General features: G+C 41.4%; 11 protein-coding genes and 1 other annotated feature (1 of these 12 cut by a window edge). All 11 genes read right to left on the bottom strand.

Annotated elements, in window-relative coordinates; translation table 11 throughout:
- Window positions 1-93: a sequence feature (ribosomal protein L20 leader region), on the bottom strand; it reaches 41 nt to the left of the window's first position.
- A gap of 167 nt (window positions 94-260) precedes the next feature.
- The 11 genes from thrS to polA all read right to left on the bottom strand — a co-directional run bounded on the left by thrS (window position 261) and on the right by polA (window position 13,163).
- Complete coding sequence (gene thrS, locus FNL97_RS04010) at window positions 261-2,195, bottom strand: threonine--tRNA ligase (protein ID WP_062679219.1); 1,935 nt, start codon at window positions 2,193-2,195, stop codon at window positions 261-263.
- A gap of 349 nt (window positions 2,196-2,544) precedes the next feature.
- Window positions 2,545-3,417 carry a putative sporulation protein YtxC gene (gene ytxC, locus FNL97_RS04005; RefSeq protein WP_015864766.1) on the bottom strand — a complete coding sequence of 291 codons (873 nt, stop codon included), beginning with the start codon at window positions 3,415-3,417 and terminating at the stop codon, window positions 2,545-2,547.
- Window positions 3,418-3,515: 98 nt separating this feature from the next.
- Window positions 3,516-4,451: a primosomal protein DnaI gene (gene dnaI / locus FNL97_RS04000; protein ID WP_041269723.1), complete on the bottom strand. Its 936-nt coding sequence runs from the start codon at window positions 4,449-4,451 to the stop codon at window positions 3,516-3,518.
- 15 nt (window positions 4,452-4,466) lie between these two features.
- The gene (locus FNL97_RS03995; protein WP_062679220.1) at window positions 4,467-5,852 is read right to left on the bottom strand and encodes a replication initiation and membrane attachment family protein; all 1,386 of its coding nucleotides are present in this window, start codon (window positions 5,850-5,852) and stop codon (window positions 4,467-4,469) included.
- Between the two features lie 73 nt (window positions 5,853-5,925).
- On the bottom strand, window positions 5,926-6,387 hold the full coding sequence (nrdR, locus tag FNL97_RS03990; RefSeq protein WP_015864769.1) for a transcriptional regulator NrdR: 462 nt from the start codon (window positions 6,385-6,387) through the stop codon (window positions 5,926-5,928).
- A 69-nt stretch (window positions 6,388-6,456) separates the two neighbouring features.
- Window positions 6,457-6,855 (bottom strand): hypothetical protein, encoded by a 399-nt coding sequence (locus FNL97_RS03985; RefSeq protein WP_062679221.1) that lies wholly within the window; start codon window positions 6,853-6,855, stop codon window positions 6,457-6,459.
- A 135-nt stretch (window positions 6,856-6,990) separates the two neighbouring features.
- Window positions 6,991-7,365 (bottom strand): adenosylmethionine decarboxylase, encoded by a 375-nt coding sequence (speD, locus tag FNL97_RS03980; protein WP_003248680.1) that lies wholly within the window; start codon window positions 7,363-7,365, stop codon window positions 6,991-6,993.
- A gap of 465 nt (window positions 7,366-7,830) precedes the next feature.
- On the bottom strand, window positions 7,831-8,859 hold the full coding sequence (locus FNL97_RS03975) for a glyceraldehyde-3-phosphate dehydrogenase (RefSeq protein ID WP_015864771.1): 1,029 nt from the start codon (window positions 8,857-8,859) through the stop codon (window positions 7,831-7,833).
- Between the two features lie 122 nt (window positions 8,860-8,981).
- On the bottom strand, window positions 8,982-9,581 hold the full coding sequence (gene coaE, locus FNL97_RS03970; RefSeq protein WP_062753170.1) for a dephospho-CoA kinase: 600 nt from the start codon (window positions 9,579-9,581) through the stop codon (window positions 8,982-8,984).
- Between the two features lie 105 nt (window positions 9,582-9,686).
- Window positions 9,687-10,511 carry a DNA-formamidopyrimidine glycosylase gene (gene mutM / locus FNL97_RS03965; RefSeq protein WP_062753172.1) on the bottom strand — a complete coding sequence of 275 codons (825 nt, stop codon included), beginning with the start codon at window positions 10,509-10,511 and terminating at the stop codon, window positions 9,687-9,689.
- Window positions 10,512-10,526: 15 nt separating this feature from the next.
- Complete coding sequence (polA, locus tag FNL97_RS03960; RefSeq protein WP_143415084.1) at window positions 10,527-13,163, bottom strand: DNA polymerase I; 2,637 nt, start codon at window positions 13,161-13,163, stop codon at window positions 10,527-10,529.
- Between the last annotated feature and the right edge of the window lie 46 nt (window positions 13,164-13,209).

The raw sequence follows: 13,209 nt of genomic DNA, 5'->3' as shown, positions 1-13,209 counted from the left end.
TACGTTCGAAAACAATATCGCGAACCGTAACGACCTGTCAACAGCCATGCCGGCGTCAACCAGGTGAGAAGCGGGGTGCTTCTGCTTTAGTCACAAACAAGTATTCTATTCACTCTATACAATATATCACCTTGGAAGTGGCATGTCAAGGCGCTTTTCTTGATTGACAAACAACGTCTTTCATTATAGCGAATCATTGGCAGTTTGGCAAGTGAAAATGCGAAAACCGTGAAGAAAGAACTTCACGGTTTTCGTATTGCCTAGTTTCGACGCACTTCCGCTTTCAGAGCGGCAATAAAATCGTCGAGAGACATCGTTTCGCTTTTTTGTTCGCCGTATTTACGGACGTTGACGGCATTTTCTGCCATTTCTTTGTCACCAACGACAAGCATGTAAGGGATTTTTTGAATTTGCGCTTCACGAATTTTGTAGCCAATTTTTTCATCGCGTTCGTCGACTTCGACGCGGAATCCTTGCGATTGCAACGCTTCTTTCACTTTATACGCATAGTCGAGATGCGCTGCTGGCGACACAGGGATCACTTCGACTTGCACTGGGGCAAGCCAAGTTGGGAACGCGCCTTTATATTCTTCAATCAGAAACGCAACGAAACGTTCCATCGTGGAAACAACCCCGCGATGGATGACAACCGGGCGATGCGGTTTGCCGTCTTCGCCGATGTATGTTAAATCAAAGCGTTCCGGCAATAAGAAATCAAGCTGCACCGTTGACAATGTTTCGTCTTTTCCAAGGGCTGTGCGCACTTGCACGTCTAATTTCGGACCATAAAAAGCCGCTTCCCCTTCGGCTTCATAATACTCTAATCCCAATTCATCCATTGCTTCACGCAGCATGTTTTGCGCTTTTTCCCACATTTCATCATCATCGTAATATTTTTCTTTATCATGTGGATCGCGGTAAGAAAGCCGGAACGAATATTCATCCAAGCCAAAGTCTTTGTATACTTCTAAAATTAAGTTAACGACGCGTTTGAACTCATCTTTAATTTGGTCTGGACGCACAAAAATGTGAGCATCGTTTAATGTCATGCCCCGGACGCGCTGCAAGCCGGAAAGCGCTCCAGACATTTCATAGCGATGCATCGTTCCAAGTTCGGCGATGCGAATTGGAAGCTCCCGATAGCTATGAATCTTGTTTTTATAAATCATCATATGATGCGGACAGTTCATTGGGCGCAGCACAAGCTGTTCGTTGTCCATTTCCATCGGCGGGAACATGTTGTCTTTGTAATGATCCCAGTGGCCGGAAGTTTTATATAATTCGACACTACCAAGCACTGGTGTATAAACATGTTGATAACCTAATTCAATTTCTTTGTCCACAATATACCGCTCGATAATGCGGCGAATCGTTGCCCCTTTTGGCAGCCAAAGTGGCAGCCCTTGTCCGACTTTTTGCGAAGTCATAAACAATTCAAGCTCTTTTCCTAATTTGCGATGATCGCGTTCTTTTGCTTCTTGCAACTGGCGAAGATATTCATCTAAATCTTCTTTTTTGAAGAACGCCGTTCCGTAAATGCGCTGCAGCATTTTATTATTGCTGTCTCCGCGCCAGTACGCTCCTGAGATGTTCAACAACTTAAACTCTTTAATTTTTCCTGTCGATGGAACGTGGACACCGCGGCAAAGGTCAAAAAATTCGCCTTGTTCGTAAATGGAGATCGTTTCTCCTTCTGGAATATCGTTAATTAATTCCAGTTTTAAATCATCGCCAATTTCTTCGTAAAGGCGAATCGCTTCTTCGCGGCTCACTTCTTTCCGGACAATTTCCAAGTTTTCTTTCACAATTTTCCGCATTTCTTGTTCAATTTTCGGCAAGTCTTCCGGCGTTAATGATTCTTCCATATCGATATCGTAATAGAAACCATTTTCAATGACCGGACCGACGCCAAGTTTTACATTTTTATACAGACGCTTAATCGCTTGGGCCATTAAATGGGCAGTACTATGGCGCAAAATGTCCAGCGCTTCTGGCATATCTTGCGTAATGATCGAAATCGATCCATCTTCCTGAATCGGTGTGCGCAAATCAATAAAACGATCGTTTAGTTTGCCGGCAATCGCTTTTTTCTTTAATCCCGGGCTAATCGATGCAGCGATTTGTTCTGTCGTTGTTCCTTTTGGAAACTCCTTTACCGCTCCATCAGGGAATGTAATGCGAATCATTTCCGACATACACTTTTCCTCCTCCTTCTTTCGTGTTGAAAATAAAAAAACTCCTCCCTCAACAAAGGGACGAGTTTGTTTCGTGGTTCCACCCTTCTTCCCACCGCCGGCAAAAAAGACATACTTCGCCTCTGGCGATGGCTCGAATAGAATAACGGTCGTACCGTCGACAATTACTAGACTTACGTCGTTCACTGCCGCAGCTCCGAGGTGGTAAGTGTATTTTTCGTGTTAGGAAGGTTGCAGCCGATGCCTTCCCTCTCTGGAAACCGTAAAAATACACCCGTGTCCTCATCATCACTTTTCCGGATTTCTTTTATGTACGTTATTATAGAATGAGTATAGGAAAAAATCAAGTTTATCTATCTTGTTTTGCGCCGATGGCTCGATATTTTGCAAAATCGCTTTGGCTGCAGAGGAAGATCCGCTCTTGAAATACATTTTGAATCGTTTGAATCATCCCATCATCGATATCGTCTGTATACAAATAAATGATGTTCGGTGCAATGGACACAAGCGGTGCTAATATGGAAGAATCAATGTACATCGGCTGGCTGATGATCAAATTACGGTCGATCATTTGTTTTAATTCACTCGCTGTTATTTCGCATAACTTTTCATCAAAAAAAAGAAAAGATGGCGGCTTGTGGACTAAATGAATGACGGATAATTTCGGCTTTTTGGATGCCACACAGTCACGCAACATTTGCACAAAATTTTGATATTCCTGCTCTAGTTTATATTCATCAATAGCAAGTTCGACGTAGTGTTGGAGCCGTTCCATATATGGCTTCAGGCGAAACGTAATAAAGGATGAAAAGGAAAAGGAAAGACCATCTTTTAAAAAGTGCTGTAGCGCGTTCGCAATCAATGTTTCCCGTGAAATGGAAGATTGCTTTCCCTTTCGATAATCATATCGCTCCCCATCGAGAAAGGAATGGGCAAGCTGTAAAATTTGATGTTGTTCTTCTTTATCTTGAAAATAAAACGTGCCAGAAATAATCGATAATAATAGCCGATCTTCGATAAAACGAAGAATAAATTTTGTCATTGCTGGTATTAAATCTGATAAAATAACCTGATCGGTGTTGTCATATATGTAAATCGTGACGAGGGAATCTCCATTGTATGTTGCTTGAAAGAGCAGATTCATTGTTTTTTTCTGCCTTTCTTTCAGCAAACAAAACAACTTTTCAGCATCATTGGCTTGTTCAAAATAAATTTCAATCAAACGTTGTCCCCCCTTTTACGAGTTAAATGCTTGTTCTATATATATGGGGACAAACGGTCGTTTAGAATAAAAAAGGATATTTCCACTAAGGAAATATCCTATTCAAGCCGGCGATTTCTTCCTTTTATTTCTACTGGATGTGCCAAATAACGGATCCGCTCCATAATGCGCGCAGCTTTCATCTGCTCTTCTTCCCCGCGCTGCGAATAGGTCAAATGATGCGCTAATTGCTGTAAATCAAAGTTCGACGTAAAAAATGTCGGCAAGTTTTCAAACATCCGATATTGCAAAATAGGACCTAATAAGTCATCGCGCACCCAGCTTGACATTGATTCCGCGCCGATATCATCAAGCATTAAAATCGGCACCTTTTTGACATAATCGAGTTTTTCATTAATCGTTTGGTCTTGCAGCGAGCTTTTTAACTCACGGAAAAATTCCGGCACATACACGATAAGGGACGAAACGTTTTTTTGCGCAAGCGCGTTGGCGATCGCGCCAAGAATATACGTTTTTCCGACGCCGAATGATCCGTATAAATAAAGTCCTTTCATCTTTTTTCCCGGCTCATACTCCGAAACAAAACGATCGGCAAGTTCAATCGCCTTCATTCGTCCCTCATCGGTAAGATCAATGTCAGACAGCGAAGCTTGCAAAATTTCACGCGGAACAAACAAACTTTGAATCAGTGATTCCTGCCGTTTTCGTTCATCATATTTTATTTTTGCCGGACAGCGGTCATACTCGACATCAATGACAGTTCCTTTTATAACAAGATGAGGATGATATCCTTTTAAAAAGTTTTTGCATTGATCTAAACTAGGGCATTGTGCGCAGTTTTTGCTTTGCTCCATAAACTCATACAGCTTCATTAAACTGCGGTCTATCATCTCTTTTGTAATTTCCCGCTCGTGTTCACGTAAAAATGCTTGTACTTCTGGGTGTGACAAAATTTGTCGTTTCATTTGTTCATAGCGCTGTTGAAAATCTTTTTTATGAAGCAGTCGATTTAACAGTTGATCCATTCGTTCCATCATTTCCACATCCTATTATTCATTGCGGTATTTTTTTAATCGTTCCTCTAATTCCCGGCGTTTTTCTTCGATATTGATATTTTCCTCTTTGTCTTGATCATCGTTTTGACTATAATCCATATTAAGCCATTCTGGCAACAATTCTTTTCGCACTGCTTTTCTGTTTGTTCTTTTGCTTTTTTCATTTGCCCAGCTTTGATATGTTTTTGCTTCTTGCTTTGCCAGCTCCATTGCCTCTTTGACGGTGCGTACTTTTTTCCGCGCCCAATGACTGGCAATTTTTTCAACATATGCTTTGGATAGTTTCATATTTGTACGCAACATCACATAATAAATTAATACGTTCACAACACCCGGAAGCAATTTTTGTTGAAACATAATGTCCTCAATCAGCTGCAAATCGCTCATCGATGGTTCGGCTCCGCCAGATATTTCTATTAACAATTGGCGGGGGGAAATGGTTTCAAGCTGCTTTATCAACAGTTCCTCTTTCGTTTTTGGTTCGACATTCGTCATCGTACGATACGGAAGCGGCTGCACTCGCGAACTTAAGTTAGGAGGAGAATCTCCGCGTTCAAATTCATACCACTCATGAACGGCTTTCCGCAATGCATCGATATCAATATGGTTAGACGGATCAATCACACTCATGACAATTTTTTGCATGTCAAGCGGTCCAACACCGTATAAAAAGGCTAATTTTTTTATCGCTTCTTTTACCTTTGCCGTAATCGCCCGCTTTGGCACCATATGTTTAGATAAACCGGCAAAAAATAGTTCGAAATCAAATACATCATCGCTAAGTTCGTACGTATTCTCTTTTCTGCTGATATACTCATACCCATCAACAAGCCGCAAATCTTCTTGCGTTTCTTCATTCATATTAGCAACCATTTGTTCTACATGCACAGACGCAAATACATCATGAAACGCGCGAGTAATAGGAGAAAATTTCGTTTGGTCAATGGATGGGGTGGAAAAGAACTGTTTCAGCTCTTGAAACTTATGTTTGCCGATACGGTTATAGAGGAAAACGTTAAGCATTCCATCCATGAAAAATTGCTCTGGTGTAAGCGGCGGCTGCAGCTCATAAATAAACAATTTCGGTTCTTCATTATTGACATACGTCTTTAATAGCCCAATTCCTTCTAATTTTAAACGTTCTTCATAGATTTCTCGCAAACTGCATTGCATAAGCACCATTAAACTATGATGGGTCGTTTCTTTTTCCGAAAGAAGCTCCTGCTCGCACCATAACGTCATATAAAGACTTAATGCCCGATGGCCTATTAGCGGTTGATAAAGGAGAGTGAGCACTTTTCGGTCAAAATCATGCAACACTCCATTGCTCCGTACCGTATAACGGTCAACAGGAATTAATTCTTTCCAATGATGTTCCATTATTCTCGACCTTCCGTATTAAGTTTTAACGATGAAAAAAAGGGCTTATTATCTATTGCGCAAAAAGCCCTTTTTAACGTTGTTCTTTTTTAATTAGCTCTTTTAGTTCTTCAATAAATACATTTAAATCTTTAAATTGGCGATACACGGAAGCAAAACGGACGTAAGCAACCTCGTCCACTTTCGATAAACGTTCCATCACCATTTCGCCGATCGTTTCGCTTTTCACTTCCGCTACTCCTTGATTGCGAAGCTCCCTTTCAATGTCCTGCGTAATTTTTTCGAGTTCTTCTAAAGCAACAGGACGCTTTTCACACGCTTTAATTAAACCGCGCAAAATTTTATCACGGCTAAATTCTTCGCGCATTCCTTGTTTTTTCACGACAATCAGCGGCATTTCTTCCACTTTTTCAAATGTTGTAAAGCGATAGTGGCATTGTTCGCATTCCCGTCTGCGCCGAATCGAACGTCCTTCATCCACCGGACGCGAATCAAGGACTCTTGTGCCGTGATGCTGGCATGATGGGCATCTCATATAACCAACTCCGTTTTTATTCTTATCTTTAATGATAACGGAACAAATAACAGCGGGCAAGTTGTTTCGCTATGCGTTCATTCCCGACCCAATGTATGGAAGGCGTTGGTCCAATTTTCGATATAAATCAATGATGACCTGCCGACTCCGCCCAAAATCAAATGGCAAAAAGGTTGTTTCCGTTGTGACCGAAAAATCGACCGCTGTCTCTAGCGGGCGAACGGAAATGACAGTAACCACAATGAATACTTTTTTTCCACGGCGAGTTGTCGCGCTGAACTCTCCTCTTTCTTCAGAAACAGATAATAATTCATAATCAGGTGAAGAAGTGAACAATTCTTTTACCGTCTGGATTACAGTATTATTTGTCGCCTTATAGTAACGGCTCCGCAACTGTTCGTCCTCATGATTTTCTCTCGTTTCACAATGATTGGTTAGCGCATATTTCAGCTTTTTCCAAACACTCATCATTACTTCCCCTTATTTTTCTGTTTATAACGCTCCGTAATTACTATTATCATATCATCATTTTTGACTAAGATGTATATTAGACAAGTAAAAAAGAGGCGCGTCTTTCGCACCTCTTTTAATTTCGCTCGTTAATTATAATGCTTGTGCTTTTTTCACTTCAATTGGACGCATGCCACGCGGAAGTTCAATCGTTTCGCGCGTTTGTGCTCCAAGTTTATCGGCGATATAATCCGCCGCAATTGTCGGATCTAAGTGTCCACATGTGTAAACATCGATACTTGCATATCCATGTTCTGGAAACGTATGAATAGTCAAGTGCGATTCAGAAATAATAACAACTCCACTAACACCTTGTGGCGCAAACTTGTGGAATGCGACTTCGCGAATTTCTGCTCCAGATTTCAACGCAGCATCAACAAACGTTTTCTCAATAAATTCGATGTCGTTCAGCTTATCAAAATCGCATCCCCATAATTCTGAGATAACGTGACGACCCATTGTGTCCATTCCATTAATCCCCCTTCAAACAAATTTTCTAAAAAAATAAAGCATGAAACTCTTTTGCAATATGGCATGTATAACTACCACGGGGGAAAGTTAGTCCTAAGAGGTCCTAACCCTTTAAGTAGTCACATTACCGTTGCCTTTAAGAAGTTCACGAGACATAGTATACTTTGTTTACATATTTTTTTCAATATCCTTTTTTGTATTTTTACGTTATTAAGAGAGTATTTTTTGCCATCTACATGTTACTGTTTCCGAACGGAACACATTTTATAATGATATCAAAGGGTCATTATGATCACGCATGATTTTCCAGCAGGGAAATATGAATCGCCGTGTAAACCGGCATATGATTGACCGTGTTGAAAAAACAGCGGACACTGTTAAACGAATTCCGTGCTTTCCTTCCTGTAGACTGATTCGGGGCGCACCAAAGCTAAAAGCTGGCCGCAATGGCCAGCTTTTTTATTATACGTTTACGCTTAACTTTTCCTTCATTTTATTTGCTATCATATTCGCTAAATCGACGACGCGGCAAGAATAACCCCACTCATTATCGTACCAGGCTAACACCTTGATTTTGCGCCCTTCCATCACCATCGTGGACAATCCATCAATAATCGCTGAGTGTGGATTCGTGTTGAAGTCGATGGAAACAAGCGGTTCCATTGTAAAATCAAGAATTCCTTTTAGCGGACCGTTTGCTGCGCGAATAAACGTCTCGTTTACTTCTTCTACTGTTACCTCTTTTTTCACATCCACGACTAAATCGACTAACGATACGTTTGGCGTCGGAACGCGGAGCGCCATTCCGTGCAATTTTCCTTTTAAGTGAGGCAGTACTAATCCTAACGCTTTTGCCGCACCGGTCGTTGTTGGAATGATCGATTGCCCGCAAGAGCGCGCACGGCGCAAATCTTTATGCGGATTATCAATATTTTTTTGGTCGTTCGTATATGCATGAACGGTCGTCATTAAACCGTTTTCAATTCCAAACGCCTCATCAAGAACTTTCACAACAGGAGCAAGGCAGTTTGTTGTACAAGAGGCGTTGGAAATAATAAAGTGTTGGTCAATGTCAAGCACATGTTCGTTTACGCCAACGACAATCGTTACATCCTCATTTTTCCCAGGTGCTGTTAAAATCACTCGTTTGGCTCCTGCCTCTAGGTGAAGGCTTGCTTTTTCCCGGGAATTAAATTTTCCTGTTGCTTCGATCACAATGTCAATATCCAACTCTTTCCACGGCAACTCTTTCGGATCGCGCGAACTGAGCAGCTTAACTTTTTTACCGTTGACAAGAAGCCCATCTTCTAGTGGGACCACTTCACCATCAAATTTCCCATGATTCGAATCATATTTTATTAAATGCGCTAACGTTTCGGATGGGTAACTTGCATTAATCGCTACGATATCCAGATCCGGGGAATAAATCGCCTTGCGGAATACCATTCTCCCGATTCGTCCGAACCCATTAATCGCCACTTTCGCTTTCATTTATGTTCTCCTCTCATATATATGTTATACTAATTAACCGATTTGTACATAAATAGTATATCATATTTTTATGATATGTGGAGAAAAAAATCATCAAAATAATAAAAAAAAACGCCCTTTTTTTATAGGGCGTTCCATTCTTTTAAAATTTGTAAAAGTTGTTGTTTGGTTTCTTCAATTGTTCCGTTATTGTTGATGACCGCATCCGCTTTTTTCACCTTTTCATGAAGCGGCATTTGCGATCGAATTCTTGCAAGCGCCTCCTCTTCGGAAAAACCGTTCCGTTTCATCAAGCGCTCAAGCTGGATATCATTATCAACATATACAACAATGATTTTATCAATCAAGTGAGTAAGTTCGCTTTCAAATAAAAGCGGAATATCTAAAACGATCGTTTTTGCCCCTTTTTGAACGTACGCTTCTTTTTCGGCAAGCATACGCCGGCGGACAGCCGGATGCACGATGGCGTTCAGCTTTTTTCGTTCCTGCTCATTATAAAAAACGATCGCTCCTAATTTCGCTCGGTCAATTTCCCCATTTTCCTGCAAAATGTCCTGTCCAAACGTCTTAATAATTTGTTCGTACGCTTCCTCTCCCACTTTGACGACATCGCGAGCAACTTGATCGGCATCAATAACGGGTATGCCAAGACCGCGAATCATCTCCGTTACTGTGCTTTTTCCGCTCGCGATGCCGCCTGTTAATCCGATCGTAAGTGTCATATTTTCCTCTCCCTAAAAGTGCAGAATAATAAATTTGTGTGCGCTTTGCGGGACGTAGGCAAGTCATTGACTTGCCTACGTCAGCCATATCAAGTCGCATTTATATTAATGCTGACAAAATGCACAATAATGAGTCCCCCGACCGGCAACAACCGTTTTTTGAATCGGCTGCCCGCAGCGTTGGCACGGCTCTCCTTTTCGTCCGTACACAAATAACTGCAGTTGAAACGTTCCTGCTTCTCCATTTGTGTTAACGTATGACCTTACCGTGCTTCCTCCTTTTTCAATCGCTTCTTGTAATATTGTCACCATTTCGCGATGTAAGCGAGCAACTTCCTCGTCAGTTAATGACGACGAGATACGTTCAGGATGGATTCCAGCACGGAATAGTGACTCATCTACATAAATATTGCCGAGCCCAACGACAACCGTTTGGTCAAGAAGTGCCGTTTTGATCGTACGGTTCGTTTTTCGCAGCCGCTGTGCAAGAAAATTGGCAGTAAATGTTTCCGAAAACGGTTCAGGACCTAACTGTGACAAAGGCAGCCGCGCCTCTTCTTCTCCTTTTCGATAAAGATGCATCGTTCCAAATTTTCTTACGTCGCGATAGCGAAGTTCTGTGCCGTCTATAAATCGGAAAATAATATGCGTATGCGGTTCGATAGGATCTTCCTTTTTACAAACCGCATAACGTCCTTCCATACGCAAATGAGAAATAAGCACATGTTCATCAAGAATAAATTTTAAAAATTTCCCCCGTCTATGAATATCACGAATTGTTTGTCCTTTCATTGTTTCAATAAATTCGGTAACATCTGCCGGATACTTAATGATTTTTGGCCAAAATACTTGGATATCAGCAATGGTTTTACCGGCGGTTAATGGAATAAGAGTGCGACGAATGATTTCGACTTCCGGCAGTTCTGGCATACGTAATCCCTTCCTTTACTTTGCGTCATACCATGTTGGTCCAAAATGATAATCCACTTTAAGCGGTACCCGTAATTGCACCGCATTTTCCATTACTTCCGGAACAATTTGTTGCAATCGTTCTACTTCTTCTTTAGGCGCTTCCAAAATGAGTTCGTCATGCACCTGCAGCAACATTCGTGCTTTCATGTTTTCTTTTTTCAACCGATTTGATAAATCGATCATCGCTTTTTTAATAATATCGGCAGCGCTTCCTTGAATCGGTGTGTTCATCGCCGTTCGTTCCGCAAAGCTGCGCAAATTGAAGTTTCGGCTTGTAATGTCCGGCAAATAGCGGCGACGATGCAAAAGCGTAGTAACATAACCTTTTTGTTTTGCCTCTTGGACGATATCTTTCATATATTGCTTTACCCCTGGAAAAATCTCGAAATATCGTTTAATAAATTCACTTGCTTCCTTCCTAGTAATATTTAAGTTTTGCGACAGCCCATAGTCGCTGATGCCGTAAACAATGCCAAAGTTTACCGCTTTCGCTTGCCGGCGCATGTTTGGCGTCACTTCATCTTCGTTCACATGAAAAATATCCATTGCTGTTTTCGTATGAATATCTAAATCGTGACGAAACGCATCAATTAAATTTTCATCATTTGCAATATGGGCAAGCACACGCAATTCAATTTGCGAATAATCCGCGGAAAAAATCACCCAATCCGGTTCTGATGGAACGAACGCTTGTCGGATTTTTCGCCCTTCTTCTAAACGAATCGGGATGTTTTGCAAATTTGGTTCCGTAGAGCTCAACCGTCCTGTCTGGGTGAGCGCTTGGTTAAAAATCGTATGAACTTTGTTCGTGTCATGATGCACCACTTTTAATAACCCTTCGATATACGTTGATTGCAGTTTTCCTAATTGGCGGTAATGCAAAATTTTCTCGACAATTTCATGTTGTGGCGCAAGTTTTTCGAGCACTTCCGCCGATGTGGAATAGCCTGTTTTCGTTTTTTTCAATACAGGCAGTTGCAGCTTTTCAAACAAAATGACACCTAACTGTTTTGGTGAATTGATGTTGAACTCTTGACCAGCTAATTCGTAAATTTCTTGTTCTATTTCTTTTAGCTGTTCCGTCAATTCTTCGCCCATCTTTTTTAACCGCTTGACATCAATTTTCACACCGGTAAACTCCATCTCCGCAAGAATGGAAGATAGGGGCAATTCCAAATCAGTGAATAAAGAATATTGCTCATTTTCCTGTAAATCGCAAATAAAATCTTGCTCTAATGCGCGTATCGCCGCTGCTTTACGCACGAGATGTTCCGCTAAAACTGGTTCATCCGGAATTTTTTGTTTCGCGCCTTTTCCATATATTGCTTCGTCTGACTGAACGTCTGTATATTGCTTCGTTTTTGCAATAGAAGCGACATCTTCTGTAGATTGCGATGGATTTAACAAATACGAAGCGATTAATAAGTCAAACTGAACACCGCGCAACTGTATTCCTTGCCATTTTAAAGAAACGATGGCCCGCTTGCCGTCAAAAACGCTTTTTTTCTTCGATTCATCCTCAAGCCATTGCGTAAACAAAGAAGACGACAACGCCGTATCCGTTCGAATAAAGAAGTTTCCATGCTCATTGGCGATCGCAAAGCCTAAAATCGGCGCCTTATGATAATTTGACTCCAATACCTCGACAACGAGGGCCGCCTCATCTGACAAAATGGATTCTGTCACCTCATCGACGATCGTATAATCGATGTCCGATAGCGCAACCTCCGTTTCTTCTTCGCCTTGCGGGGCCGCCATTTTTTCAAGAAGCGAGTTAAAACCAAGTTCTTTAAATAGAGCAATCACTTTGTCAACATCATATCCGTTATATTCTATATCCTCTAACGAAAGATCAACTGGAGCATCGCGTAAAATGGTTGCCAGCTGTTTGCTCATCAGAGCAATGTCGCGGTATTTCGCCAAATTCTCTCTCAGTTTATTTCCGCTGACTTGCTCGATCGAGTCTAATATGTTTTCAATCGTGCCAAACTCTTTTAACAGCTTTAATGCCGTTTTTTCGCCAATTCCCGGCACCCCTGGAATATTGTCCGATTTATCTCCCATCAGACCTTTTAAATCAATAATTTGCTCTGGTGCTAATCCGTATTTCTCTTGCACTGTTTCCGGAGTATAGGATTCCACATCGGTAATACCTTTTTTTGTAATATCTACCGTTACATGATCCGATGCAAGCTGTGTTAAATCCCGGTCTCCGGAAATAACTTTTACTTCAAAACCTTCTTTCTCTGCTTTCGTACATAGCGTGCCAATAATATCGTCCGCTTCATAATTTTCCAGCTCATACGAACGAATTCGGTACGCATCAAGCAGATCCCGTAACAGCGGAAACTGTTCTGATAACTCCGGAGGCGTTTGCTGCCGTCCTCCTTTATATTCTTCAAACGTTTTGTGGCGAAATGTCGTTTTTCCCGCATCAAAGGCAACGAGCATATGTGTCGGCTTTTCCTCTTCTAAAATTTTCATTAACATCATCGTAAATCCATACACCGCATTCGTATGAATTCCTTTATCGTTATGTAAAAGCGGCAGCGCAAAAAAAGCGCGGTACGCAACGCTATTTCCGTCAATAAGTACAAGTTTCTTTTTCAACACATTCCCTCCTCCAACAATCTTGTTCTTATTGTAACACGATTTG

The sequence above is a fragment of the Geobacillus sp. E263 genome, from assembly GCF_007197795.1.
Classification (GTDB): domain Bacteria; phylum Bacillota; class Bacilli; order Bacillales; family Anoxybacillaceae; genus Parageobacillus_B; species Parageobacillus_B toebii.
The sequence above is the reverse complement of the archived record's forward strand: the minus strand, read 5'-3'. Positions and strand labels throughout refer to the sequence as shown.